This is a genomic window from Sulfurospirillum cavolei (assembly GCF_001548055.1).
GTDB lineage: Bacteria > Campylobacterota > Campylobacteria > Campylobacterales > Sulfurospirillaceae > Sulfurospirillum.
In genome coordinates, this window is the sequence record NZ_AP014724.1 from 1572756 (window position 1) to 1599140 (window position 26385).

Annotated in this window: 28 protein-coding genes; 2 read left to right on the forward strand and 26 right to left on the reverse strand. The window is 45.6% G+C overall.

Annotated features, from left to right (window positions below; translation table 11 throughout):
* Positions 1-3: 3 nt before the first annotated feature.
* Together UCH003_RS13990 and UCH003_RS07925 are read right to left on the reverse strand one after the other, a co-directional pair.
* Positions 4-1287 carry a c-type cytochrome gene (locus UCH003_RS13990; protein WP_348622706.1) on the reverse strand — a complete coding sequence of 428 codons (1284 nt, stop codon included), beginning with the start codon at positions 1285-1287 and terminating at the stop codon, positions 4-6.
* A gap of 313 nt (positions 1288-1600) precedes the next feature.
* A complete protein-coding gene (locus UCH003_RS07925) occupies positions 1601-1813 on the reverse strand; it encodes a hypothetical protein (RefSeq protein ID WP_039674690.1) in 213 nt (70 codons plus the stop codon).
* A 138-nt stretch (positions 1814-1951) separates the two neighbouring features.
* On the opposite strand from UCH003_RS07925, the gene UCH003_RS07930 reads away from it, so the two are divergent.
* Entirely contained in the window at positions 1952-2557 is a 606-nt protein-coding gene (locus UCH003_RS07930) for a lipocalin family protein (RefSeq protein ID WP_060826101.1), read from the forward strand.
* Here the strand turns inward: UCH003_RS07930 and UCH003_RS07935 are convergent.
* From UCH003_RS07935 to UCH003_RS08005, 14 genes are all read right to left on the reverse strand, one after another.
* Entirely contained in the window at positions 2504-3274 is a 771-nt protein-coding gene (locus UCH003_RS07935) for an ABC transporter permease (RefSeq protein WP_041962472.1), read from the reverse strand. The two genes, UCH003_RS07930 and UCH003_RS07935, sit on opposite strands and share 54 nt — an antisense overlap.
* Complete coding sequence (locus UCH003_RS07940) at positions 3271-4254, reverse strand: ABC transporter ATP-binding protein (RefSeq protein ID WP_060826102.1); 984 nt, start codon at positions 4252-4254, stop codon at positions 3271-3273. Before UCH003_RS07940 ends, UCH003_RS07935 begins: the two co-directional genes overlap by 4 nt.
* Complete coding sequence (wtpA, locus tag UCH003_RS07945; protein ID WP_060826103.1) at positions 4251-5201, reverse strand: tungstate ABC transporter substrate-binding protein WtpA; 951 nt, start codon at positions 5199-5201, stop codon at positions 4251-4253. The genes UCH003_RS07940 and wtpA overlap by 4 nt, the downstream gene beginning before the upstream one ends.
* A gap of 135 nt (positions 5202-5336) precedes the next feature.
* Positions 5337-6074, reverse strand: a complete 738-nt coding sequence (locus UCH003_RS07950) for a winged helix-turn-helix domain-containing protein (protein ID WP_060826104.1) — start codon at positions 6072-6074, stop codon at positions 5337-5339.
* Positions 6075-6076: 2 nt separating this feature from the next.
* Positions 6077-6868: a formate dehydrogenase accessory sulfurtransferase FdhD gene (gene fdhD, locus UCH003_RS07955; RefSeq protein ID WP_060826105.1), complete on the reverse strand. Its 792-nt coding sequence runs from the start codon at positions 6866-6868 to the stop codon at positions 6077-6079.
* A 93-nt stretch (positions 6869-6961) separates the two neighbouring features.
* Entirely contained in the window at positions 6962-7861 is a 900-nt protein-coding gene (locus UCH003_RS07960; protein ID WP_039674696.1) for a formate dehydrogenase subunit gamma, read from the reverse strand.
* An 11-nt stretch (positions 7862-7872) separates the two neighbouring features.
* Positions 7873-8475, reverse strand: a complete 603-nt coding sequence (fdh3B, locus tag UCH003_RS07965; protein WP_173636960.1) for a formate dehydrogenase FDH3 subunit beta — start codon at positions 8473-8475, stop codon at positions 7873-7875.
* A 7-nt stretch (positions 8476-8482) separates the two neighbouring features.
* Positions 8483-11341, reverse strand: a complete 2859-nt coding sequence (locus UCH003_RS07970) for a formate dehydrogenase subunit alpha (protein ID WP_082709166.1) — start codon at positions 11339-11341, stop codon at positions 8483-8485.
* A gap of 17 nt (positions 11342-11358) precedes the next feature.
* Positions 11359-11556: a twin-arginine translocation signal domain-containing protein gene (locus UCH003_RS07980; protein WP_041962480.1), complete on the reverse strand. Its 198-nt coding sequence runs from the start codon at positions 11554-11556 to the stop codon at positions 11359-11361.
* A 104-nt stretch (positions 11557-11660) separates the two neighbouring features.
* Positions 11661-12410 carry a TorD/DmsD family molecular chaperone gene (locus tag UCH003_RS07985; RefSeq protein ID WP_060826107.1) on the reverse strand — a complete coding sequence of 250 codons (750 nt, stop codon included), beginning with the start codon at positions 12408-12410 and terminating at the stop codon, positions 11661-11663.
* A 367-nt stretch (positions 12411-12777) separates the two neighbouring features.
* A complete protein-coding gene (locus UCH003_RS07990; protein WP_060826108.1) occupies positions 12778-13563 on the reverse strand; it encodes a HesA/MoeB/ThiF family protein in 786 nt (261 codons plus the stop codon).
* Positions 13564-13580: 17 nt separating this feature from the next.
* Positions 13581-13868, reverse strand: a complete 288-nt coding sequence (locus UCH003_RS07995; RefSeq protein WP_231964761.1) for a MoaD/ThiS family protein — start codon at positions 13866-13868, stop codon at positions 13581-13583.
* Entirely contained in the window at positions 13865-14092 is a 228-nt protein-coding gene (locus tag UCH003_RS08000; RefSeq protein ID WP_039674704.1) for a MoaD/ThiS family protein, read from the reverse strand. Before UCH003_RS08000 ends, UCH003_RS07995 begins: the two co-directional genes overlap by 4 nt.
* Positions 14092-15828 carry an aldehyde ferredoxin oxidoreductase C-terminal domain-containing protein gene (locus UCH003_RS08005; RefSeq protein ID WP_060826109.1) on the reverse strand — a complete coding sequence of 579 codons (1737 nt, stop codon included), beginning with the start codon at positions 15826-15828 and terminating at the stop codon, positions 14092-14094. The genes UCH003_RS08000 and UCH003_RS08005 overlap by 1 nt, the downstream gene beginning before the upstream one ends.
* A 313-nt stretch (positions 15829-16141) precedes the next feature.
* Here UCH003_RS08005 and UCH003_RS08010 point away from each other — a divergent pair, with 313 nt between their 5' ends.
* Positions 16142-16534: a thioredoxin family protein gene (locus UCH003_RS08010; RefSeq protein ID WP_060826110.1), complete on the forward strand. Its 393-nt coding sequence runs from the start codon at positions 16142-16144 to the stop codon at positions 16532-16534.
* A 7-nt stretch (positions 16535-16541) separates the two neighbouring features.
* Here UCH003_RS08010 and UCH003_RS08015 read toward each other — a convergent pair whose 3' ends face one another.
* From UCH003_RS08015 to ccsA, 10 genes are read right to left on the reverse strand one after another with little or no spacing between them, the layout of a single operon-like run.
* On the reverse strand, positions 16542-17051 hold the full coding sequence (locus UCH003_RS08015) for a hypothetical protein (protein WP_060826111.1): 510 nt from the start codon (positions 17049-17051) through the stop codon (positions 16542-16544).
* The gene (locus UCH003_RS08020) at positions 17048-18001 is read right to left on the reverse strand and encodes a hypothetical protein (RefSeq protein ID WP_060826112.1); all 954 of its coding nucleotides are present in this window, start codon (positions 17999-18001) and stop codon (positions 17048-17050) included. Before UCH003_RS08020 ends, UCH003_RS08015 begins: the two co-directional genes overlap by 4 nt.
* Positions 17998-18675, reverse strand: coding sequence for an ABC transporter ATP-binding protein (locus UCH003_RS08025; RefSeq protein ID WP_060826113.1), 678 nt, complete (start codon positions 18673-18675; stop codon positions 17998-18000). Before UCH003_RS08025 ends, UCH003_RS08020 begins: the two co-directional genes overlap by 4 nt.
* Positions 18672-19781 (reverse strand): ABC transporter permease, encoded by a 1110-nt coding sequence (locus UCH003_RS08030; protein ID WP_060826114.1) that lies wholly within the window; start codon positions 19779-19781, stop codon positions 18672-18674. The genes UCH003_RS08025 and UCH003_RS08030 overlap by 4 nt, the downstream gene beginning before the upstream one ends.
* Positions 19771-19959: a hypothetical protein gene (locus tag UCH003_RS08035; RefSeq protein WP_060826115.1), complete on the reverse strand. Its 189-nt coding sequence runs from the start codon at positions 19957-19959 to the stop codon at positions 19771-19773. The genes UCH003_RS08030 and UCH003_RS08035 overlap by 11 nt, the downstream gene beginning before the upstream one ends.
* Positions 19956-21008 (reverse strand): nitrous oxide reductase accessory protein NosL, encoded by a 1053-nt coding sequence (locus UCH003_RS08040; protein WP_060826116.1) that lies wholly within the window; start codon positions 21006-21008, stop codon positions 19956-19958. Before UCH003_RS08040 ends, UCH003_RS08035 begins: the two co-directional genes overlap by 4 nt.
* 28 nt (positions 21009-21036) lie before the next feature.
* Positions 21037-21882 (reverse strand): tetratricopeptide repeat protein, encoded by an 846-nt coding sequence (locus UCH003_RS08045; protein ID WP_060826117.1) that lies wholly within the window; start codon positions 21880-21882, stop codon positions 21037-21039.
* Between the two features lie 16 nt (positions 21883-21898).
* Positions 21899-23167, reverse strand: coding sequence for a coproporphyrinogen III oxidase family protein (locus UCH003_RS08050; protein WP_060826118.1), 1269 nt, complete (start codon positions 23165-23167; stop codon positions 21899-21901).
* Between the two features lies 1 nt (position 23168).
* Positions 23169-23669, reverse strand: coding sequence for a CopD family protein (locus UCH003_RS08055; protein WP_060826119.1), 501 nt, complete (start codon positions 23667-23669; stop codon positions 23169-23171).
* 9 nt (positions 23670-23678) lie between these two features.
* On the reverse strand, positions 23679-26381 hold the full coding sequence (gene ccsA, locus UCH003_RS08060) for a cytochrome c biogenesis protein CcsA (RefSeq protein ID WP_060826120.1): 2703 nt from the start codon (positions 26379-26381) through the stop codon (positions 23679-23681).
* Between the last annotated feature and the right edge of the window lie 4 nt (positions 26382-26385).

Genomic DNA, 26385 nt, shown 5'->3' on the forward strand with positions numbered 1-26385 from the left:
GACTTATTTGGCTTCAAACCGACTAATCTCGTCGATAACGCTTTGTATCTCTTCTTTTGACATGTGATCCAGTACGGCAATGTGCATCTCTTCTTGGTGTTGCTTATAGTCCAATAACGTTTGCATCATCGCGTCTTGTTTTAGTCCAAGCAGTTTTGTTCCCATCGCTCCTTCGCCGTTAACGCCGTGGCAGGGAGCACAATTGCTTTTATAGAGTTGGCTGACTTTAAACTTTCCAAGAGAGCCTGCTCGATCTTCTAAAGCTTTGACTTTGAGTGCTTGTTTATTTTGTTCGGCTTCTCTTTCTTTTTCGATCGCTTCTTGCGTCTTCACGGAAGGGGTTTGAACGATGACTTCCGTTACAGGTTGGGGTTTCGTCGTACCGACGATAGCGGAAATTTTTGCCAAAGTATTGACGTTACTATCCGTCATTAACGTATAAAGTCCTGCTAAGAGAGAAGCTATCACGACACATGCCGCCCAAAAATGGCGAAGAAGCGTCGCTTTGCGTTCGACGTGATGTTTGCATGCTTTGACTTTGAGTATCCACGCCGCTAACGACAATACGCTAATAGACGCCAATGCCCAAAAACCGATAACGGGATAGGCATGCGTCGTAAATTGAGCGACTTTCCCGTCTCCAAGCAGTATGGGCATAAACGGCTTTATCGTAATCGCGCCGCTTTGAAGCGTATGCCCGAACCAATAGAGCCAATACCCGTAAATTCCCATAAACAAAAAAGGCAAGAGTACGGGAATCGCCATCAAAAAATCAATCCATTTATAATCGTAAATCATAAATAAGGCAAGCAACAGCGCCAGCATAATCAAAGCGTAAGGAGCAAGCGCACGTTCGTAAATGCCGCCTCTTTCCATATGCGCCATACCGACATAGTGGTTAATCGTATTCATCTCGTGTACCTCGCCGCTGAGTCCATCAAAATGAATAAAGACGGGTAGCCCGTAAGGGAAAGCTTCTTTGGGATAGTTCGGGGCTTCAAGCGAAAATTTCCATACCGGCATGGACGGGACACCGATCTCTTCGGATATCTCTATCATTTTTTTAAGATCGCCTCGTACTTTTTGGGGTGTATTGATACTGATATACCGATCTTTTTGATAAAAATTCCACAGCGGGTAGACGTAAGCGGGAATCTCTCCGACTTTACCGTCTTTGATACGCTCCAACGTTCCGTGAAAACCTACCGAAGGAACGACAAATCCGTACATTAAAACGATCAAAGCCAATCCCGCCAATATTTTTGATAGCCAATACGCTACTTTCATAATGAGCTCCTTGTGACTTATTATAAAAATTTTTTTAATTTTATTTTTTAATTCTATACCTTTGGCGGTCTCTTTTCGGTCGCTCGTAAGAAAAATATGCCAAAATTATTTTTTTGAGTGATGGATCTCTTAAGCGGGGCAAATGAAAGTAAGGGAAAATTCGTATTTTTTCACGCACAAAAGGTGCTATAACGCAAGGATAAGCAGAAGAATGACCGCGCTACAAAGGAAGACTTTTTCAATACCATACGATGAAGAGCGTCTAACATCGCATGGTATTGAAGCAAACGATCGGCTATGACGCGTTTAAGCGTTAAAGCAAATCGTCGATGTCGGCTTGTCCCTCTTCGATTTGGGCTAAAAGCTCTTTTTCTCTTTTAGAATCGCGCGTGACGACGCCCAGTTTGGATTGAATTTTTTGGATCCACTCTTCTTTTTCGCGGTACTCGAGATTGCTGGTTTTGACCGTATCGAGCAGTTTTCGAAGCTCTTGCGGCGATTTTTCGTCTAAGTTAATCGTAGGCATACGAAATCCTTTAAAATGACATGTAAGCGAGAATTATAGCACGCATTGAATCTAAAACGGTTACCTTAGCTTCCGTCAAGAAAAAGCGTGTTAGAATCGCCTATATTCGATCGAAAAAACGATCGTTAGGAGAGTGACATGGTTACGCATCGATTTCAAAACAAAGCCGCCTTCGTACTTACCATTGGTTTACTAGGCTCATGCCTCTTTTGGAGCGGATGTGCAACGCATCCCGATACGCCACCGCTTCCAAGCGTTGCTTCGGTCGATTTGGAACGCTACGCGGGAAAATGGATCGAAATAGCACGCTATGAAAACCGTTTTGAAAAAGGGTGCGTCGGAGCGACCGCCCAGTACCACGTAGAAGCCGCTAGCGTATCGGTACTCAATCAATGTTACGATGCGAAGGGCGAACGCATCGGCGAAGCTAAAGGAGAAGCAAAAATGGTAGAAGGGAGCAATAACAGTCGCCTAAGAGTGAGCTTTTTTTGGCCTTTTTACGGTAATTATTGGATCGTTATGCTCGATAAAGAGTATCGCTATAGCGTCGTGGGCGAGCCTACAAGACGCTATTTGTGGATACTCTCTCGAACCGCGACGCTTTCCTCGCACGATAAGCAAACGATTTTGGCGTATCTGCCGACGATCGGTTACGATCCCGATCAACTTTATTGGACGAAACCGATCGATTTAGCGCAATCGGTTGTTGACAAATCGCACGCTCAAGAAAACCAAAATCGATAAAATGATCATCACGCCGGCAACCGGAGCGGAATAACTGAGTCCAAAACTCGTAAAACGATCGTAAATCAAAACGGGCGCGGTCATCGGATGGTAAACCAAAATCACCACGGCACCGAACTCTCCGAGTCCTCTCCCCCACATCATCAAACAGCCGTTAACAATGTCTTTTTTCGCATTGGGCAGAGAAATTGCAAAAAAGACTTTCAGAGGCGTTGCCCCAAGCGTGCGTGCAACTTTTTCGAGCTTAACGTCCACTTTTTTAAATCCCTCTTTGGCTCCGTTAATCAAAAACGTGGAAGAGAGGAACATCATCGCGATCATAATACCCGTTTCCGTACCGATAAAATGAATCCCCAAAGCGTTGAAAAAATCGCCCCATAAACCGCTTCCAAATGCCACAAGCAATGCAATTCCCGCCGCGGTATGCGGAATCATAATCGGAATATCGATCAAGGTTTCTAAAAACGAACGCCCGAAAAAAGTGTGTCGCGCGATCAGATACGCCAAAGGCAGTCCGGTCAGTAACGCGAAGAGGGTCGAGAAAAAAGAGACTTTCATCGTCAACCATACCGAAGCCGCAACATCGGCTTCTTGAATCGTCTTTAAAAGCGTTTTAACGTCGTTTCCGATCAGCATCTTAAACAAAGGAACGGTTAAAAACAGCAACATCACAAGCCCTAACAGTGCTAAGAACGTCGTAAACCAGTAGCGTCTCATAAGTAACACACATCCTTTCGATTAAATCCGATATACATCGCTTCTCCCCGATGAATCGAACACCCTTCGTGTTCGCGTTTGATCATTTTGACGAAAAATTGCTCTTCACCCACCGTAATAAACAATTTAAAATGATCCACGATACCCATACATTCGTCCAGAGTTCCGCTAAAACGATAATCACATGTCAACGTATCTTCTTTGGAAACCATAATGTCGTTCGGATCGATCGAAAAAAGTTTGGTCGCGTCTTCATCGATAAGTGCCGTCGAAAAAATATTTTTAAAGCCTAAAAATTCGGCAACTTTTAACGATTTCGGATGGGAAAGCACTTCGTTGGCGGAGCCGACTTGTTGGACACATCCGTCCATCACGATAGCGATACGATCCGCCAAATAGGACGCTTCTCGAAAATTGTGCGTGACATGTAGCGTGGTTAAGCCGTAACGGCGATGCACGTCTTTGAGAAATTTCATAATGGCGTTTCGAAACGTCGGGTCGATCGCACTGAGCGGTTCGTCTAGCAGTAAGATTTTGGGGCGCGCATAGATCGCTCTGGCAATGGCGATGCGTTGTTTTTCGCCGCCGGAAAGGTTGTCGATGCGACGTTCTAGCAATTTTTCCAAACCTAAAAATTCAACCAAGTCTTCAAACAAGCTCTCGGCGTCTTCGATCATTTTATAACGTCCGGCAAAACGGATATTTTCGCGTACGCTTAAATTGGGGAAAAGCGCAAAGTCTTGGTAGACAAATCCGATCGAACGCTCTTCGGGAGCTTTGTGCATGATCTCTTCGTTATTAAAGATCAGCTTACCGCCGACGTGGTGTAAGCCGGCGATCGATTCTAAAATGACCGTTTTCCCCGCACCCGAATGCCCCAAAATCACAAAGTATTCACCCTCGCCGACGTCGAAGCTAATGTCTTTTAAATCGAACGCCCCTACTTTACATGTAAGGGCTTGCAAGGAGAGATAACTCATTTTTTTCCTAAAATAGAGGCATCACCCGTGATAATCGGCGGATTCATCGTATCTTGACCGTTTTTCTTCATGATCGCCTGTCCTTCAGGACTCAAAATAAAGTTGACAAATGCCACCGCACCCGCTTTATTGGCAGGAGATTTAGCGTTTTCAAAAATACTCAAACCGTACACCATCGGCGCACCGACTTGCTTCTCGACTTCGCCCGGCTTTTTACCGTCGATATTAAACGATACTTCGGAATAGACGTTATCGTATTTAGCACTTTTGAGCGAAATAGCTTCGGGGAGCGTAACGTATTTGAGGTGATGTTGATCGGCTACGGATTTATAAATAAACAAATAGTCGTATTGTCCTGCTTCCAACAAACCTAAAAGATCGGTCTCTTTCGGTCGAACGACGACTTTTTTAGGGTTTTCTTCTCCGACTTCGTAATGGTCGCCGTAATTAAAAAGCGCTTGATACAAACCGGGTTTAACGTAGTATTTTTCCGCCAACATCGTCACCAACATCGAGCGATAACCGCACGGATCGAGATTAGGGTTTGAATGTCCTACGACAACGCCCTCTTTCATAAAAATATCCGTCCAGTTCTTCTCGTTAATTTCTTTGGAGAATTTTGATTTGTCGGTATAGGCTAAAACCATTTCGTTGGTTGCAAACTGCGCGTTAAATTTGGCATTATTAGGGATTAGCATCGCATCGATCACTTGATAGTCGGCACTGCCCATAACGTCCGCCGCACGTCCAAGATCGGTTACTTTACGCGCTGCGGCGATACTGCCGCTGGGTTCTCTTTGCACGTCGTACTGCGGGTATTTTTCTTCAAACACTTTTTCGATCTCCGCAAACGGCACCGAAAGGCTTCCGGCATGTAAAACGACGATAGGCTCTTTTGCCAACAAAAACGACGCCGCTAAGGCACTGAGTAACCATACTTTTTTCATATAAAACTCCTTTTAAAATATGTATTTTTTGCATAATCACACTGCGCGAGGGGCTTCAAATGAAGCACGCGCTCACACAAAGGATATCGGAAAATCTTACCCTATTTGCATAGCGACAAAATAGCCGATACTGTTTTAATCTTTAAATTCTTTTTTATTTCTCGGTCTTAAAAACAACTCTTTAAAGCGTTCGTTCGCATAATTTTCGATGTCCGCTTGGAGTTTACGATAGTTGTCCATATACTCTTTGGCAACGGAGGTGAGTTTCGTACCCGCGTCTTCTCCGCCGCCTTGTTTGGTTTCAACCATCACGTCGTTGATGTTTTTCTGCAATATCTTAATATGCGTCCATGCTTTTTTATAGTTCATACCGATTTTTTCGGAGGCCTTGGCGATAGAGCCCTCTTGCTCGATCAGCTCTAAAATCTCGGTCTTCCCTTTGCCGAAAAGCAACTCTCCCTCGGCGTTTTCGATCCACGTTTTGGTTTTAACGTAAAGCCTCGGACGCTTTTTTTCGGTAAAACATCCCAAAGAACAATACGTCACGTCGATATTTTTTTCTTTGAGCGTTCCTCGAATTTTCTTCAACCCGATACCCGAAGCCTGCGCGCGTGCGGCCTGACATGTCACGCGATTTTTATCGTCTAAAAGCGGCGTCAAACGATTGAGTGCTTCAACGTCGAATACGCCGCCTTCAATCTTACCGAACTGTCCGAGTTCGCAACGATCGATGCGTATTTCAAGTGCTTTGGCGGCATCGCCGACTTCGCGGATCGGACATTTTAACTTGGCGGCAATTTTATACGCATCGGAGCAATCGAGCTTGCCGTGTTCGTTCAAATACTGCCGAATCAACGCTTCCATTTCGTTCATGCTTATGCCTCCTCCATCACGATACGGTGTGCATGGCGGTAAACGTTCATCGTATCGCCGCGTACAAAACCGATTAAAGTAAGTCCGAATTTTTCGGCGATCATCAAACCTAAACAGGTCGATGCGGTACGTGACGCTAAAATAGGAATTTGATGCATGACCGCTTTTGCCACCATTTCCGAAGAGAGTCTGCCGCTAACCATTAAAAAAGCATTGCGCGTATCCACACCCGCCATCACGGCTTTACCGACGACTTTATCGATCGTGTTGTGCTGGGCGATGTCTTCGCCGATAAAATAGGTCTTTTCATCGGTAAAAAGTTTTGCCGTATGCACGCAACCCGTTTGCTCGTACAACGGACATTCGGTATAAAATCGGCTCATTTCGTAACTCAGTTTTTGAGCACTCAGGCAAAAATCGCTTTTGATCACTTTCGCTTCGATGGCTTCGGGATCGATATTGGCGGTCATACTCTTACCGCATCCGCTAATGACCACGCCTTCGGCGTTGAGCTTGTGAATGTTTGCTTCATTGACTTTAGCCTCGATACAAACTTGCATACCGTCGTTTAGGAGCTTGAGCGAAAGGACGTCGCTAAATTTTTCGATAATGTTTTCACTCATCAAATAACCGATTGCCAACGCTTCTTGATCGACGGGTGTTGCCATCAACGCACCCACGCGCTTTTCATTGACGAAAAGTTCCAGTTTAATTTCGCGTACCAGCGTATCGTCTCGCTCAAAGACCTCTTTGCCTTTAATTTTAGTAATTTTGGTTGAAAAAATCGGTTCCATATTCGTTCCTTCGTTATGCGTTTAGCGCATATTTATCGTCAAAAAAAGTGTAGCGTACGAAGCTTAATCGTACGCTACATGACACGCTATTTTTTAAAACTTACCCTGATTTTTGAGCTTTTTATACCACGTGCTGTGGAGGATTTTCACTTCCTCTTCTTCCACGTAACCCGTGATAATACTTTGCACCGCACCTTTAATGGCAAACATTGACATGTACACATGCGTGATGAAAAGTGCAACAACCGCAAAACCCATAACGTTATGGATAATCGCGGCGGCACGTAACATGTCGATTTGACTCATGCCCGTTAGATTATGGAGCATTTCCATTTTAAAGTCAAGAAAAAACATAAACGCACCGCTTAAAATCATCGTAATGCCGCCAAGGATTGCTACCCAATACCACATCTTTTGACCCGCGTTAAATTTTCCCGCGAGGATCGGTTTTTTCTCTTTGGAGAGATACCCTCCTAGGATCATAAACCATTTAACGTCATCAAGGTTAAAAAGAGCTTCTTTGAGCCACATCAATGCCATCGGAATGACGACGATCGTAAAAGGAACCGTAAAGAGTCCGTGTAAATTTTTACAAAATCTAACAAACATTCCTCCGCCGAAGAAGTCGCCGAAAACGATCACGAATCCCGTCGGGACGATCACGATAAAGCTAATCGCCGCGATTTGGTGGATTATACGGTTATACAGATTAAAGGCGTAGTATTTCTTTTCACTGTGCGGAAACACTTTAGGCCCTATAATCTTATAATGCAGGAAAAAAGCTCCCGGTACGCCGATTAAGATGCCTAAGAATATCCATGCAAAGTAGTGATGTTGGAGCATGGTAAACAAGGGGCCTAATTTCAAGCTCTCTTCTTGTCCGTATCCTAAGATATTTTGTATGCGCATCTCACCCCATATTTGGCTATCGACGGCAAATGCCGCCGATGCCAACGCTAGGGTCGCAATGAACATGTAAAGGTATTTTTTCATTGCAACTCCTTTCATTGGTTTTTATACGCCTTATCCCATACCAACGGATTGCTTGCGCCTTTTGCGCGGGAAGAGACACGGGTTCGGATAATGGCAGACACCGATTCGGAGTCTCCGACCAAGAGTGCTTTAGTAGAACACATCGCCGCACATACGGGTACTTTCCCCTCGGCGATTCGGTTTTGACCGTAAAGGTGTCGCTCTTTTTCGGAGTTTGTCTCAAGTGGTCCTCCGGCACACATGGTACATTTATCCATCGCTCCTTTAGCCCCGAAAATCCCTTCACGCGGAAATTGCGGTGCGCCGAAAGGACATGCGTACAAGCAGTAGCCGCAACCGATGCATTTTTCTTTATCGTGTAACACGATGCCGTCTTCACGAATGTAGAAACAATCGACCGGACAGACTTGCTCACACGGTGCGTCGGTACAATGCATACATGCGATGGAGGTTGAAAACTCTTTTCCGGGAATGCCTTCATTGATCGTAATCACTTTTCGTCTTGCAATTCCTACCGGCAGTTCATGCGCTTCGGCGCACGCTACCGAACATCCGTCGCACTCGATACATCGGTGCTCATCACAGTAAAATTTCATTCTTGCGTATTCCATCATCCACCCCCTACGCTTTCTCTATGCGACACAAGCCGCCTTTAGTCTCAGGAATCTGAGTGATGATGTCGTAACCGTAGTTGGTAACGGTGTTAACACTCTCACCGCTTGCATACGGTTTCGTTCCTGCCGGGAAATTGCCCGTTCGATCCGTACCTTGAAAGTAACCCGCAAAGTGAAACGGCATAAAGACCATATCCGGAAGCACGCTGTACGAATACTTCGCTTTGACTTTAATCTTCGTACCCTCCGGAGAGTGTACCCACATCATCGTTCCGTTTTTAATGCCGTGTTTCAACGCTAAATCCGGATGGATATGGCAAAACATCTCAGGCGTTAACGCTGCAATATACTTCGACGCACGGTTTTCGATACCCGCACCGTTCATGGTTACCAAACGTCCCGTGACCATATTGATCGGGAACTCTTTCGCGTAATCTTGCGCACTTTGAACGGAGATATACTTCGTCATAACGCGGAAGTGGTTCGCTTTGTCCGGATAAGCCGGATATTTGGCGACTAAGTCGGTACGCGGAGAGTGTAGAGGTTCTCGGTGCATCGGAATGTGATCCGGGAAGTTCCAAACGATCGCTCTGGCTTTGGCATTACCGTAAGGGCAAACGCCGGCTTCTAAAGCTTTTTGAACCAAAATACCGCTGTTATCGACTTTCCAGTTCGCACCGCATGCCGCTTTTTCTTCTTCGCTTAGCGTAATACCGAGCACTTTTTCGATATTTTCTTTCGTGATTTCAGGGTATCCCGTTTCGATTTTAGAACCTTTCGGGAAAGAGCCTTTCTCAGCCAAGAGGTTTACGCCGTCTTTTTCCAAACCGAAGTTGTTTCGAAAGCCCATACCGCCCTCGGATACGGGAATACTCGTATCGTAAAGGTTTGGAGAACCGCCGTGCGTTTTCGTCCAACACGGCCATGGAAGTCCGTAAAATTCGCCTTTCATCGGTCCTATTCCCGCACCGCTTACTTCATCGAACATATGCCAGTTGTCGGTATGCTTTTTCACGCGCTCCGCCGTCCAGCCTGTTAAGCCGATGGTTTTGATGATACGTGCGATTTCGTTGGTCGCATCTTCCGGCCACGTAAAGTTCGTTTTACCCGGAATCGTCTCAAGTTTTCCGTCTTTCGTCTCTTGCATCAACATACCTTTGGTATATTGCTCATAAAAACCTAAACGCTTGGCGAGTTCAAACATAATCTCCTGATCGGGCTTGCTCTCATACATCGGCTCGACGACTTTGTATCGCCATTGCGCACTTCGGTTGGTTGCAACGACTAAGCCGCTCGTTTCAAATTGCGTTGCCGCAGGAAGAATAAAGACATTGTCTTTTTTGTCGGTCAAAATCGCCGCTTCATTCACGAACGGATCGGCAAGTACGAGCATATCGAGGTTGTCAAGGCCCTCTTTGATTTTGGCTTGTTGCGCAACGGAGGTAATACCGTTTCCGAAAACCAAAAGTGCTTTCAGCGGTGTTCCCGCATTTTCGATTTTTTCGTCGGATTTAACGTTTTGCACGCCCGCCCACCATCGTGCGAGTGAAAAACCGTTTTTCTCCATCCACGACGCATCTTTAAACTGCTTAACGAGATAATCGTAATCGACGCCCCACGACTTGGCAAAATATTTCCATGAACCTGCCGCCAAACCGTAATATCCCGGAAGCGAATCGGCAAGACATCCCATATCGGTTGCGCCTTGAACGTTATCGTGACCTCGAAGAATGTTCGTACCGCCGCCGGCACGTCCCATATTTCCGAGTGCCAACTGAAGAATCGGAGCCATACGGGTATTGGACGTTCCAATCGTATGTTGCGTCAATCCCATCGCCCAAATCAACGTTCCCGGACGATTTTTAGCATAAAGCGTCGTAATTTGAATCAACGTATCCGCAGGAACGCCCGTAACGTCGGCAACGACTTCCGGCGTCCATTTTGCCGCTTCTTCTCTGATTTTATCCATACCGAAAACGCGTGCATCGACGTATTCTTTATCTTCCCAACCGTTTTTGAAAATAATGTTCAACATACCGTACATAAACGGAATATCCGTACCGGGACGAATTTGCGCATAAAGATCCGCTTTTGCCGCCGTTTTCGTAAAACGAGGATCAATAACGATCAGTTTAGAGTTGTTTAACTCCTGCGCTTTTAAAAAGTGTTGAAAACCGACAGGGTGGTTGACCGCAGGGTTTGCACCGAAAATGATAATGGCCTTTGACTTTTGAATATCTCCAAGAGAATTCGTCATCGCACCGTATCCAAATGTATTCGCCACACCGGCGACTGTGGAAGAGTGTCAGATTCTTGCTTGGTGATCGGTATTGTTCGTGCCGAAAAATGCCGCAAACTTTCTAAAATAATAGGCTTGCTCGTTACTCATTTTCGCCGAGCCTAAAAACTGAACCGCATCAGGACCGTCTTTACTTTTAAGCTCTTTAAGTTTGCTTGCAATGCGATTTAGCGCATCGTCCCAACTTAAGCGTTTCCATTGGCCGTTTTCTTTGACCATCGGATATTTCAAACGGACTTCCGATCTGACCATATCGATCATATCGGCACCTTTACAGCAGTGTCCGCCGAGGCTAATCGGGTGATCTTGAGCAACTTCTTGACGCACCCATACGCCGTTTTGAACTTCTGCGATTACGCCGCATCCTACCGAACAGGACGTACAGATCGTTTTTACTTTTTTACTTCCCGGAAACGGATTTTTGACTTCTTCTTCCGTTGCCGCTCTGGTGACGTTTTCTCCGGCGAAGCTTGAAGTTGCGCCAAATGTACCGGCAATTGCCGCCATTTTGAGGAAACTTCTTCTACCGACGGTCGTACTTAGAGCACGTTGCGTCTCACTCTTCATTACGCTATCCTCCTGTCTTAACGGGCAGATTTATAATAATCTTCCCATGCTTGTGTTTTTTTGTACGTCACTTCTTTTTTCTTTGAGTGACCTACAATAACGCCGTTTGTACCTTTTGAAGCGGAAGAACTTGCTTGCAGCGTTGCAATACCGAGCGTGCTAACGGCACCGGCAAGTGCGGCTTTTTTCACAAAACCGCGTCGACTCTCGTTCATAGAATACCTCCTTTGGTGGGGTTCATCTCTTTGACATGTTAACGTTACATATAAGAGATTGCTCAAAAAAACCGACGTTTTCTTGAGCCATCCCTTCAGGATCGCTAAGCGTGAGACGTGAGTTTTTTTGCTGCCTTGTCCGCATCACGTTTGGCTTTGTTTTCCGCCCTTCGTCTTGCTTCGGCACCCGAAACGACCTCTAGAGGTTGCGCTCTGGCAACGCGGTTTTTCTCGCGAAACGGCGGTTGTGCCACTTCAAAGTAAAGACGCTCGAAAGCGATAAACGCATTCATCACGATCGCTACGGCTTTATAGGCTCGTGCTTTAGGATGTTCGTAAACGTTCACGATAAATTCGTCGATAAAAGGATTGATAATTTCCGTAAAGAGGCAATGCGCCAAGGTGTCGTATTCACTTTGATTTGAGAGAATAAGCTCGATAATATCGTGCATAAACGTCACAATAAACCCGACGCTGTCTTCGTTTTCTTTGAAGTGCTTTTCATCGCGTCTAATGCGCGTTTTGGCTAAAAAGTTTTTGACTTCGAGTTGTTTGCGACCGCTCTCCAAGCCTTCGTCGTAATACGAAGCCGTATTGCGAACGATGCGATACGAAGGGTTGTGAAAAATATCGTCGTACTCTTGAATCAACGCGCCTTCGCCCTCTTCAAGGTAGAGTTGTTTGAGCTCTTTTAATGCCTCGGCGGAGTTTTCATCCAAGGGATTATCGATCATCACGTTGATCGCTTCTAAAATGCCTTTAAAACGATTTTTATCGATCGTAAAAACAAACATTTTACTCAAAAAGCCGTAATAGAGCGAACGTGCTTGATTAACCGATGCTTTGTTTATCATCTTTTTGTTCTCCATTTCTTAAAGTCAACAAAACTAGACCGATTTAGTCCGAATTAGTCAACGACGATCGTAAAGTCCGAAAACAAGGGAAAGCACGGAATCTTGGTGGAAACATTGCCCTTTTTTTACGGTGCGTTATAGTGTTTCAGTAAACAACCGTTTACCGATTTTGAGAAAATGTACCACAGATTTGCTTAGGTGAAAATGGAGAAAAAAGAGTAGTATTAAAACTTAAATATTACTTAAATATGCAATTTAAGCATATTACTTTGAGAGTTTTTGCGGATGAAAAAGTATAGTTTACAAAAGGTTAAATTTTCCTGAATAACAGGTTTTTTGCCCTTCGGTTCGTGTGAGATCGCAAGGCTTAAAAGAGCACCGTCTCGTACTCTTTCAAGTCCATAAAAAGCGTTTGATCTAAATGCGGACGATGGAGCAAAAGCTTCACGACTTCCGCACTTTGCAATGCTGCCGCACACGCAACGGTAAACGAAAGATTGCCTAACAGCGTTTCTGCACCTTTGCCCTCTGTCGGATAGAGCTCTTCCAAACATCGGTTGGTTGAACACTCTAAAGTCATACCCGCAATAGCGGCGTGCACAAAAGGCATATGACGTTCATACGTCCATCGCGCCAACACTTTTTTAAACGTCGGGTCGTCCAAAGCGTCAACCGTCACATGAACCGTTTCTAAAAGGGTACTATGGCGTTCTAACGAAAAAAATTCGGGATACGCACTGACATGTAAAGAGGGATTGATCTGCATTAACCGTTCGGCGAGCACTTGAGCTTTATTTTTTCCGAGCGTTGGTACGGTTGCCCCGATTTGACGATTGAGGTTGTGTTCTTCAAAAACGTCGCCGTCAAATAAAGAGATGTTTCCCACGCCGATACGCGTTAACAATTCGGCGACAAATCCGCCCAGCCCTCCGCATCCCACGATCAGAACGTTGGATTGAAGCAGTGTTAATTGTTCTTGCACGCACAGACTCTGAACGTTTCGTTTGTAGCGAAGCGGCATGATACCCTCGTTCATGGCTACGATTTCGACATCGCGAAAACTCATACCGTACTCTTTTGCCGCTTTGAGCGTCATCGTCAAGGGTAAAAAGCCCTCTTCTTGGTTCACATGTAAAAAATCTAAGAGTTCCATAGTTCCTCTTTGGTGTCTTAAGTGCCTGAGGCGTCCTTAATGCCTAACATCAGCCGATACGACCCCGGTGTGCCGGGCGGGAGTAAGGCAACGCGATCGTTATCCTTTAAGAGTGTCTCTTTGGGCATAACGACACGATTGATAAAAACCGCTTCGACCTCTTCGGGTTTGAGTCCTAAGGTCGCGATGAGCGTATGCACGTCGCACGGCGGCGTAATTTCCATTGGCGCTTCAATAGGTTCAATACCTTGAAGGCGTAACGTATCGCGCAAAAAGGAGAAAGCATTCAAGATAATACGCATCATCCTCCGCCTATTTTAGGGAAAAGTGCGATTTCGTCCGCCTCACGTAAAACATACTCGGGCGATACGTGCCTGCCGTTAACCATCAATACGCCTAAAGGAGAAGTTTTTTCAAGCTCCAAAGAAGCAATGATCTTGGCGGCGGTTGTGCCGAGGGGGAAATCCCCCTCTTGCACTTTAAATCGTCCTTCTCGATAATGCGCAAAGAGTTTAACGACGATGCGCATTAAAAATTCCAGAACTCGTCGATCTCTTCACCCGTAAAATCCCATGTAACGTTGTGAGGAGGCAAGGTCTCGTATTTCATAAATTCCGGTAAACGATCGTCCGCCTTACCGAATCCCGCTTTGATGTTAAACTCATGCTCTTTTTTGAGAATCGTTTTACCCAAATTCATCACGTCGTCGATCGTCAAAGCACAACCGAAACGTGCATTGATCATATCGATCAACGAAGGTAAACATTTAGCGTCATCAAGCGCGGCAAAAGCGACGAAGATACACATACCCGTGCTATCGACCGCCGCGGAAGCGATTTGGAGATTACGCGCAAGTTCGACTTGACCCTCTTTTTTAAGCGGATCGACATGTCCGCCGCTGTTGAGGATGTTGGTTGCCACCGCATAACCCGCCGTGTGATCGGCACCCATCGGCGTCGTCGCATACGTAATGCCTTGACCTTTAACCGCTCTTGGTTCGTACGCCGGAATACCTTGACCTTTCACGGTCGGAACTCTGACCAACCCGTACGCTTTACCTAAAATATGCGTTCCCGCACCCAAGATTCTTCCAAGAGGCGTTCCGGTAGGAATTTCATGTGAAAGCAGTTCGTACGCTCTTGCACCGTCGCCGTAAGCAAGGATTCCAGCATCGACGGCAAGACCCAACATGACGGACGTTTCAATCGAATCAACGCCCAAATCGTCCATCAAACCGTCCATTTTAGCGATCAAGTCTAAGTCTTGAATGCCTAAGTGCGCGCCCAAAGCCCAGATAGTCTCATACTCAAAACCCGACGTCAAATAATTGCCGTCTTTGTCGTTATAGACTTGTGAACATTGAATCACGCAGCCCGCATGACAACCGTGGGTCGTTTTTCCGCCTCTGGCTTTGATGTTTTCCGCCATCGTCTCGCCGCAGATTTTTTCGGCATGTTCCCAATTTCCGGCTCTAAAGTTACGCGTCGGAAGTCCGCCCGCTTCATTAAGGATATTGACAAGCACGTTGGTACCGAATGCCGGTAAGCCTTGTCCGCTGATCGGATTTTCTTGCAAAGTTTTGGTAAAGATTTTACTCGCTTCTTTGAATTTTTCAGGATTTTCGATCGTGACTTCTTTGTAGCTTTCCGCATCGACGGTGATACATTTGATCTTTTTAGAGCCCATAACCGCGCCCAAGCCGCCGCGTCCGTGGCTTCTAAGCTTTCCGCCGGGATCTTTGACGGAAATATTGGCGATGTTCATACGCATCTCACCGATACGTCCGATACTCATAACCGCTACTTTTTTATCGTATTTAGCCGCCATCGCATCCAACACGGCGTAGTTATCCAAACCGACGAGTTCTGGGACGGGAATAAATTCGACACAATCTTTGGTAACATGTAATTGATAAAAAGTCCCTTCATCTTTGGGCAAGCCTTCGATAATCAAGGCTTTGACGCCGAGTTTTGCCATAATAGCCGCACTCGTACCGCCGACGTTGGATTCTTTGATACCTCCGGTTAAAGGGCTTTTCGCACCACAGGAGTTACGACCGCTATTGGAAGCACTCGTACCGGAAAGCAAGCCGGGAGCAAAAACCAGTTTGTTATTGGGTCCTAGAGGATGACACTCCGGATCGACCTCTTCGGCAACAATCGTTGAAGTCAAACCGCGTCCGCCTAATCCCATCCATGATGCGGGAACTTCTTCAATCTTAAAACTAAGATTTGACATGTTAACTCTGTAAATTTTATCAGCCATAATAGACTCCTTTTGGTTGGTTGTTTACCCCATACTATTCAAAGTGTATAGCACCAAAATAGCAAAGTCAACAAAAATTATTAAAACAAAAATATGCTTTTTTAGCATATTTTTTTTTACACACTTTTGGAAACACTATGCGAACTCTACACTCACATGTAAGATTCATTGAGGTGTTTTTTCGCTCGTTTTTTTGTAGCAAACACCAACGCGCTCCCCCTCTTTTCCCCTTTTTTCGCGCTATCATCTCATAAGGCTTCTTTCAGCCCCCTCCTTGAGAGAAGCCTCGTTCAAGATAAGTGAAGGAAAAACCATGAACTTTCTTTTTAAAAGCCTTTTAGCGGCAAGCATCGGTCTTGTCGTGTTACATGCGGATTTTTTGGAAACGCAAAGTGCCCAAGCGCTCAAAGAAAAAAAATTGATTTTGCTGAACATCGAGAGTGAAGATTGTCCCTACTGCCAAAAAATGAAAAAAGAGATTTTTAACGATGCGCTCTATCGCAAACAGATCGATCAACGCTTTATTTTTGTCTCCAAAAATGTCAACGATCCCAGCTTGCCCGCCGTTTTTCGCGTCCAAAGCGTTCCGGCCAATGCGATCTTAGAACCTTCTTCCAAAGAGATCGTCGATGCGTATACCGGCTATATCGAACCTAAAACGTTTATGGGTATATTAGACGAGGCGTACAAAGCAAAAATGAAATAAAAGCGTTTTAGAGCTTATTTTCGACCAACAGACGACGAACGATAGGATTCCATAACGTCTCTCCGCGAATCGCGCACGTATACATTTCATCAAAATAGTGATCGGCTAAGGCGTAAATTTGAAATTCATACGCTCCAAAACCGTATCCCATCGGCGTCACTTCGATGCGCGAATACCATGCCGTGCGTGCGGGAACGTAACGCTCGGTATCTTGGGCATAGACATAAAGCGTTAACTCGTCCTTGTCTTCTTGACGTTCCAACCATAAAAACAAACTTCCGATGTCGTTAAAAAAGTAGGTGTCGCCGTTAGGTCTGATCGCTTGCGCGGTGTTGAAAGATTCCGTAATCGGTACTCTGTCTTGGGAGCAAAAATAGCGATCAAAGACGATTTCCAAAGGCTCTTTCGCCTGATTTCCTTTGACTACGTATATTTTTTTCTCGCCCATATCGACCGCGCTGATCAAGGTAAAAGCGATGCAGGCGAATACGATCAGGCTTATCAACGATTTGATCATAAAAACACTCCGGTCATCACGTAGTAACGTACCACGTAAAACGTACAAATCGCCGTCATTAGGCTTAAATAAAACGTCGAGAACTTCAAGAGTCTTAGGTGAGGCTTTTTCGTTATCAGCTCAATCAAAAACGGCATCATTCCAAAAAAGATTCCTAAAAAAAGCGTACCCCAAATCGCGTAACCGATATAGTAATACTCTTTTTGCAACATACAGTACGGGCACTTGTGATTGGGCATCTCGTACACGTAAAGCCCGAAAAAATAAGTAATCGCGTAGTAAGCGACGAACAAAAAAAGCACGTTGCAGATAAAACTTGCCATCGCGTTTTTCAAAACGTTTAAGACCGCGATCGCAACAAAAAGACCGTAAAACAAGCTAACCAAGAACTCTTGCGTGTACCCAAAAGGCAGTTTAGGGGCTTGAAAGACGACCGAACAACAAAAGACCGGAACGTTTAAGGGAATGTCTCCGAAATAGGCGATTTCCAAGAAAAACTCTAGCACGACGCCGACAAACAAAAACGTATAGAGCCAATATTTGCGCCTCAAATACGGAAAATCTACCGCGGCTAAATCCAGTTTGTTGACGATCAACCAAAGGCCGAAACCAAAAATCAACCATAATTTGACCAATAACAAAAGATTGCCGTATACGTTCGCTCCTACGACGCCTGCCGAGCACATCGCACCGGGGACGACGCCGGAGAGCGAATTTAACGACTGAACGAAAAAAAGAAAAAGAATGATTTTCGTCGCAACCGTAAAGTATAAAATCGTATTGATCAGGTAGTTTTTTTTCTCCAAACGATACTGAAGTGCGCTACTCGCTTCAAAATCCCAGTAGCGTAAAATGACGACGATATTGGCTTGCGCGATGCTCATCAACACCAGCAAAATAACCTCTATCACTAAAAAAACGACGATTTCATGCGATAAAAAGATACTCATGAAACTATTTCTCCGTCTTTCATACGAATGCATCGGTCGATCACGTCCGATTCTTCGAACAACACGTCGTGCGTTGCGATCAGTACCGTTTTTCCCATCGCTTTAAACGTTTTTAAGATCTCGATGAACATCAAGCTGTTGTGCGTGTCCAAATTGGCGGTCGGTTCGTCCGCTAAAATAATAGGAGGGTCCATCACAAGGGCACGTGCGATAGCACAACGCTGCTTTTCTCCGCCGCTCAAATCCGAAACTTTTTGCTTTTTTTTATGCGCAATATTGGCGATTTGAAGGGCTCGATCGATTTTTTCTTCTCTTTGCGAAGCACTCCATTCGCTCAACATCAAAGGTGCCGTCACGTTTTGATACACGTTTAACCCGTTTAAAAGATTGAACGATTGAAAGATAAAACCGACACGCTCGTAACGGTAAAGCGACGCCAGCCGATCGGGAAGTTTTGCGATTGTTTCACCCTCGACGATGATGTCGCCGGAACTGGGTTTACTCAAGCCTCCGATCAACGATAAAAGCGTACTTTTACCGCTTCCGCTGACTCCTTTTAAGATCACGATTTCCCCCGCTTCGATCTCAAAAGAGATCTGTTTTAAAGCATAAAAAGCGTTTTCTTTGGTTGAATTGTAAATTTTATCGACGTTGGATACCGTAATTTGTTTCATCGTACCGCCTCGCTCATATCGGCAATGGCGATTTTCCACGAAGGAATAATCACGAAAGCTAAAAAAGGAATGACGCTGAAGACGAAAAGTAAAAAGAGCAGATTCAAATCCACGATCGGCGTAAACTCAACGCTCCGCCCCAATTGCGAGCCTAAAAAAATCGCTCGAAGCAAAGGAGCTTGGAAAATAAAAACGTACATGTAAGCGATCCAAACGCCGAGCAAAAAGGCACTGAAGGCGACGAGGGCGTTTTGGATAAACTTCAACGCGATAATATCTTTAATGGCATATCCGATACTGCGCAAGATAGCGATCTCTTTTTTCTTTTCGCCGTACGCAAGGCTGATCTGATTTTTGAGTAAAATCAAAAATGCAACCGTACAGACCCAATACAAAATCATAAAAATCCCGCCCTTGTAGTAAAAAAGATGGCGATAGCTAGCTTGAATGTCTTCTTTGGACGTCGCTTTAACGGTGGGGAGAAGCTGAACGATTTTCAGCGTTATATCACCCACTTCGTTGGGATTGGGAACGGTGACCAAAAGCTTGGAATATTCGTCGACCTTAAAACCCAAAATCGCTCTTACGTTTGCCGGATGCATAAAAATCACGTCGTTGGAGAGAACGTTTGTCTGCTTCGATTCCGTTTTGAGCATTTTGAGCGTGATTTTGCCTTGCGTTGAAAAGAAGTTAAACGCATCGTCGTAGTGCCATACTTTCATCGCTTCTTTGACGCCTTCTCCGATGCTCATTTCGCGTAGCGAAAGGCTCGAATCGCCGATCAAGTGAAACCAAACGCGTTGTTGCGAAAAGTAGTAGTACCCCTCGACGTCTCCTTCGACGGCACTGACTCCCGCAAGATCGGCGATGCTTTCTCTATCCTCTTCGTTCAGTTTGTACGCACGTCCGGCTAAAGTGTTTTCCACGACGATATCAGGACCAAATTTCGCCGCATCGACCAAATCGGAGCGAATCGCGTCGGAGACAAACAGTACCGCACTTAACAACGAGACGATAAACGTAAAAATAATAAAACTAAACAGATGATCGGCGCGATCTTTGAAGAGTAAAATAACGGCATATTCGATCAGATTTTTACTGAACATACGCAAACTCCTTATATTCCTTCTCTTTAAAGCAAAAAGAGGGCTCGACGTATTTCATACGAAGCGCACTCTCTTCGATCTTCTTTTCTTTGCCCCGATGATCGAAACTGAGGTAATGCATCAGCACGATCGCATAAGCAAGCGCGAAAAAAAGTGCCGTAAAGCGCAAGGTTTTCATAGGCTTTTGAGCGTTTTTTCGTCGATGTCGCTAAAGCTTAACACGCGTTTACCGTTATGATCTTTCATAAAAGCACTCGCTTCGTTTTCGTTCGCAAACGGGATTAATTCCGAACCCATCGGACCGTAAACATTCGCTCCGATCACGAAAAAAGCCTGACGTGCGTCGATTTTTTTCAACGTGTAATAATCGCTCACGTAGATTTTCTCAAAATTCTTTTTTTGTGCGAAACAATATTTCATCATATCTTTGACGCCGTCGAAATAGATGTTTTTCTCCGAAGTTTCGATCATCGCAGCCCATTGAGGGTATTTGGCGACGAACATACCGCATACGGGACATTTGGCATCTTTGGGAACGACGATTTTTGCTTCGCTTTGTGCGGAAACGACGTTTTTATGATCCCACAAATAAAGCGCGACTGCTTGGTACTGGCTTTCGGATTCAAGTCGGCATGATTTGGCAAGAGAAACTTTTAATTCGGCAATCGTTGCGAAGCGATTGGCATCGATCGTTTCGCAAGCGTTTTGGTACAGTTTTTCGCCCGTACCGTAAACGTTTTGCTCGCGTTTTGCCTTAATCATTGCCGTATCTTTGGGAAAATCTTCTTGCGCGATAGCATACGCTTCTGCAAATTTCACGATACGACCGCCGTTTTCGCTTTGAAAGGCTTTCGCGTCTTCTTCACTCGCAAAAGCGTATTGGCTATTCATCGTCATCGTTCCGGGTTTGGAACTGCCCACAACGATAAAGGCTTGGAACGCATCGATCAAGCCGAGGTTTTTCGTATCGGCAACTTTAACGTCTTTTTGAGGAATGACGCCTTTGGTCGCTTCGACCAAACAGTGAATCGAACAGTATTGATGCTCTTCATGAACGTAACTCGTTTTATAAAATTTCACCAAATCCATACCGCAATTGGGACAATAACGCTTTGCGTCGCCCTTTTGAACCAAGGTCGCCTTTTCTTCCGGAACGCTTTGGAACATATCCATCGCCCACACAAAGGTCAAACATGTGATAAGAAACACGGCAATACGTTTTAACATTTTTTCTCCTTAAACATTGTAAGATCGTCTATTTCATATGCGGCGAATCGATAATACGTACATTATCGCATCCGACTTGCAAACCTTTGTCGCAACTTTGTTGAAACAACGCTTTGGCTTTTTGGTCGTCTTGCGCGACGCCTTTTCCCTCGGCATACAAGATCCCTAAGTTGTTACACCCTTTGTCATACCCGAGTTGACACGCCTTCTCGTAAAAACCGAACGCTTTTTTATACTCTTGCGTCACGCCGCGACCCGATACGTATAAAAGTCCCAAGTTGTCGCAGCCCATACTCACGTTGCCGTCGCAGGCTTTTTGGTAGTATTCGCTCGCTTTTTTAGCGTCTTGCGCCACGCCGCGTCCTTCGGCATACAAAAATCCTAAATTGTTACAAGCAAAAAGGTTTTCGCTTTGGCAGGCTTTTTTGTAAAGCTCGCTTGCTTTTTGATAGTTTTGCGTCACGCCCGAACCGTTGGCATACAAAAGTCCCAAACTGTTACATGCGCTGTCGTCATCGTCCGCACACGCTTTTTCGTACAACGCTTTGGCTTTTGTAAAGTCTTGTTTGAGCGCGGTGCCCTCAACGTACATTAGCCCCAAGTTGTAACATGCCGAACTGAAATTTTGATCGCAGGCTTTTTCGTAGAACAACGCCGCTTTTTTAAGGTCTTTGGCGACATTGCCTTCGCCTTGTTCGTAAACGACGCCCAAGTTATAGCATCCCGAAGCCTTGCCCTCTTTGCACGCTTGATCGTACACTTCGACCAATTTTTGATGATCTCCGCCCTCTTTTGCTTCGATACCCTCTTTGATAAATCCGGCATGCGCGCAAAGTGCCGCCGCTAAAAATAATAGTGCTACACGGTATTTCATGGTTTCTCCTTTGGTTTTATGAAGCATTTTGATAAAACGTTTTACTCAAATACGTACGAACGAGATCCATACCGCTGTAAAACGTTTTCATCATCGTCGCACACAAGTAATCGCCGAAAAGCGTCGTATAAATAACGCCTTTTTCTTTGCGAATCGCATGGTTGGACTCCAACCACCACAACTCGATGCTAAACATTTTTTCGACGCAAATGCCAAAGCGCGCGTTAAAACGCTCCATATCGAGGCTTCGCGAAAAAAGCTCCAGCAAAAAGGCGTATTGAACCTGCTGTTTGGGCGAAAAAACGGGCGTTTGCGCAATAATCGCATGGCGTCGGTCTTTGATACACTGAAGGTACTCGCTCAAAGAGTAGGCGTTCACGTAAAGTCGGCCGTTAAACGCGCTAAACGCACCGCTTCCGACTCCGATGTATTCGGGATAATGAACGACGTATTCGTCGCTTAACGCACTTTTTTCTTTGGCAAACGCCCATGCGTTATTAAGGTTATACTCGCTCATTTCGTCGCGAATCGCTTGGTAAAGCGTCCACTCTTTGATGCCCTCTTCTTCTCCGAAAGCATTTTTGATGCTCTCCTTCATTAACGAAGAGCGCATCAGCGGATACGTGGTGATTTGTTCACTGCCTAAGGCTTTGGCGATGCGTAAATCTTCGCGTAACATCGCTTCGCTTTGGGCGGGAAAATTAAAGATCAAGTCCAAACTGATCGTGGGCAAAATGCCTTGAAGCGATTCGATTTTGCGTTGAAGCTCTTTGGAAGAGCCGTAACGCTCGTACCGCCCCATGCGTTTTAAAAGCGTATCGTCAAAGGTTTGTACGCCGATGGAAAGCCGATCGATCAGCCCTTTAGCTTCGTACACTCTTTCACGATCGATCGAAGCGGGCGAACTTTCGCAGGAGACTTCTTTGATATCAAAAAGCTCTTTTGCCACACGAATCGTCTGAAAAAGCTCTTTGGGATCAACGAAGGGCGTACCGCCGCCGATGTAAAGGCGATCGAAGGAAAACCCTAAGCGTTTTAAAATGAACAACTCTTCGCGCAACGAACGAAAATAGCTTTTGGCGTTTAGGACGTCGTATTTAAATTTGTGGAACGAGCAAAAGGGGCAAAAATCGTGACAAAAAGGAACGTGCATGTATAGAAGATAGGGTTTCGACGCGTCTATGTCGTAGGTAACGGGCGCGTCGAGCCTTTGAATTTTGAGGGCTTCTTTGAGCTTGGATTGCATCATAGATTGCGCAAAATAAGACGAAAACCGTTTTAACATGTCAAGCCTTTAAGGTCGCGATTTTATAAATGACGAAACCGAAAAACACGATCACACCGAGGGAAAAAAGCGGCATTGTCTCTTTGGTAATCACGTAGGTGACGATCAGGATCGACAACAATGTCGGCACTTCGTTATAGGCTCTAAAAAACTGTCCGCTTCGCGTCGTCGGTTGGGTCTGAAGCTTGAGCCTGTAATGCTCCATGCTAAACGAAAAAAGCGTTAAGAGTACCAACACGAGCAGTTTTAGATGCATCCACGACTGCTCTAAAAGCGCATTGTTGAGCGCGATCATCCATACGCCGCTGATGATGCTTGCCCAAAATGCGGGTAAGCCGATGTATTTGTAGAGCTTGTATTCTTGAATTTGCACGACCGAGACAAAGCCTGCGTTATTGTTATGTTCTCGATGGTAAACGTAAAGCCTCGGCTGGTAAAACATGACTGCCATCCACGACATCACCGCCATAATATGAAACACCAAAAGGTACATGTAAAGCATTTTCACTCCTTAAACTAAACGTACTTTGCGACCGCGATACGCCGCAAACGCTAAACACGCGATGATTGCCAAACCATAATAAACGCCCGAAGGAATCGCCGGACTCTCTCCGGTAGCGGCATACGAATGCATGCCCGTCAAATAGAAATTGACGCCGAAATACGTCATCAAAATCGAGCCGAAACCGACGATCGAAGCAATCGAAAAAACGTAAAGCGAAGAGAATTTGGGCACAAAACGTAAATGCAAAATCAACGCATAGACGATAATCGAAACGTACGACCACGTCTCTTTGGGATCCCAACCCCAATAGCGTCCCCACGATTCGTTTGCCCAAATACCGCCGAAAAAGTTACCGACGCTCAACATCGAAAGCCCGATAATCAGGCTGATTTCGTTAATGGCACCGATCATACGAATCTGCTCGTTGATGCGTTCTTCGTTGGGAGCACGTTTGAGTGCCATCAAGACCAAACTAACCGCGCCCAAAAGCGTACCCAAACCCAAAAAGCCGTAACTCGCCGTAATAACCGACACGTGAATGCTCAACCAATAAGATTTTAAGACGGGAACCAAGTTGGTGATTTGCGGATTGACGAAACTCATATGCGCTACCAACATGACGATTGCGGCTAAAATCGCGGCGGACGAAAGCGATAAAATAGAGCGTCGAAATACGACCAAGCCCGCCAGTGCCGCCGACCAGCCGATGTATATCATCGATTCGTACGAATCGCTCCAAGGCGCATGCGCGGAGACGTACCAGCGAAGGGCAAGCGCAAAGGTGTGCACGCCAAAACCGAGGGCAAAAAGCACGATCGTCGCTTTTTCCAAGACGATCAAACGTTGTCCCCGAAACAGGTAAACCAACGCTAACAAAAATGCCCACAATCCGACGATAAAGTAAAACCCGACGAGCTTTTGAAAAAGTCCTAAGCGGTTGTACGTCACTTCGGCTTTCACGCGCGTTGCGCTTGGCAAAATCTCCGAAGCTTCCGCTCTTTGATGCGCTTTAAGTCCGTAAAGTGCTTGCGTCGCCTTCTCCCAACGGTTGGTTTCGATGCCCTCTTGCAATCCCGCAAAATAGTTGCTAATCAACGTTTTGACTTCCGAAGAGACGCTCGGATGGTTTAACGCACCGCTAGGATCGACCCATGTGTGCGCCGGATCGTTCGGTAGGGGGATAAACTTGAACAAAACGCCTTTAAACGTCAAATAGGCGATATTGAGTTTCTCGTCGAATTTAATCAAGTCGTTTTCGAACGTACCGCGTTTGGATTGCGCTTTTTGGTTGGCATCGTTCATCGCTTGCGCTAGTTTATAACGTCCGCTTTCGTCGAACACCTGCGAAAACGAGGCATACTCTTGATCCTCTTTCATACCGATCAGTGTTTTGATTTGTCGGTTGGAAAGCTTGACGATCGCAATGTCTTGCCAGATGTCCGGTCGCGTGCTCATGGCTAAAACCATCTGTTCGGCACTTAAACCGTAAAGAGAACGTTGCGTCGTCAATTTCGTGACGATTTCGGTCGCTTCGGTGCTAAAAGGCTTCATTCTTCCTTGCATATCCTGCACCAAAAGCTCGCTGAGATCCTTATCGGCATGCACTGCGCTGTTCACGCGGACTTGCTCCAAATAAGCACTATAATCTGCCGTATTTGCCCTCACGTCCACGCCTAAAAAGCTTACAAAAAGGGCTATCCACACCAATTGCGCGTTTTTAAGATACTCTCTTAGTTTGAAAAAACGGCTACCGCGCGTAAAAAAGTTCATTAAAAATCCCGCCGTTAAAAGAAAATATCCCGCATACGTCGGCCACTTTCCGGGATCTTTATTGATCTCCAAAACCGTTCCTTTTTCATCCGTATCGTATGACGATTGAAAAAAGGTATACCCTTCGTAATGTAAAGGGTGATTCATAAAAATGCGATACGCCATTACAGGCTTTTTGAGGGTGTCCAAAACATCGATTTCACTTGCATACGAAGAAGCACTCATCGAGCCGGGATAGCGTTCCAACTGAAAATCGCGCAAGGCTATGGAAAAAGGTAGTACTAGCACTTTTGATCCCCACGACAGATGAACGTCAAGCCCCTGAAACGAAACGGTAACCGGCTCTTCGATCCAGCCGGCACCGCCTTCGATTTTTACCGAGCGCATTTCACTTCCGTAACGAACGTCGACCCAAAGCGTCGCCAATTCGCCTTTGGCTTTATAGCGGTAATTTTTATACGTGACGACCAAAGGCTTTCCCTCGATCGTCTCTTTATAGGTAAAATCGTTCGATCCGAGTTGCGTTAACGCGAGCGGATATTCAAACGAAGCTTTAGGCGTTTCGACGTGAAGGTACGACGTCACCGTGAGCATTTCGTTTTCGCTCTTTCCCTCACGAACGTGCATGACCCCTTCGTATCCGAAATAACGCGTCAATCCCGCGCCGATTAAGATCACCGCAAAAGCGGCGTGTATCAAAAAAGCACCTTTTCGTCTCCACATACGGGTTTGATACATCAAACCGATCATACAAAGGCATGAGAGTACCATGACCGTTTCGTACCACGCCGCGTCGTACACGGCGATTTTGGCACTTTGCGTATCGTACGCGCTTTCGATAAACGTCGCAACGCCTGCGCCGATGCCTAAAATCGCCAATAACAGTAGCACGACCCCGTAAGAGAAAAGATAACGCATCCCTTTTTCAATCCACACCATAAAA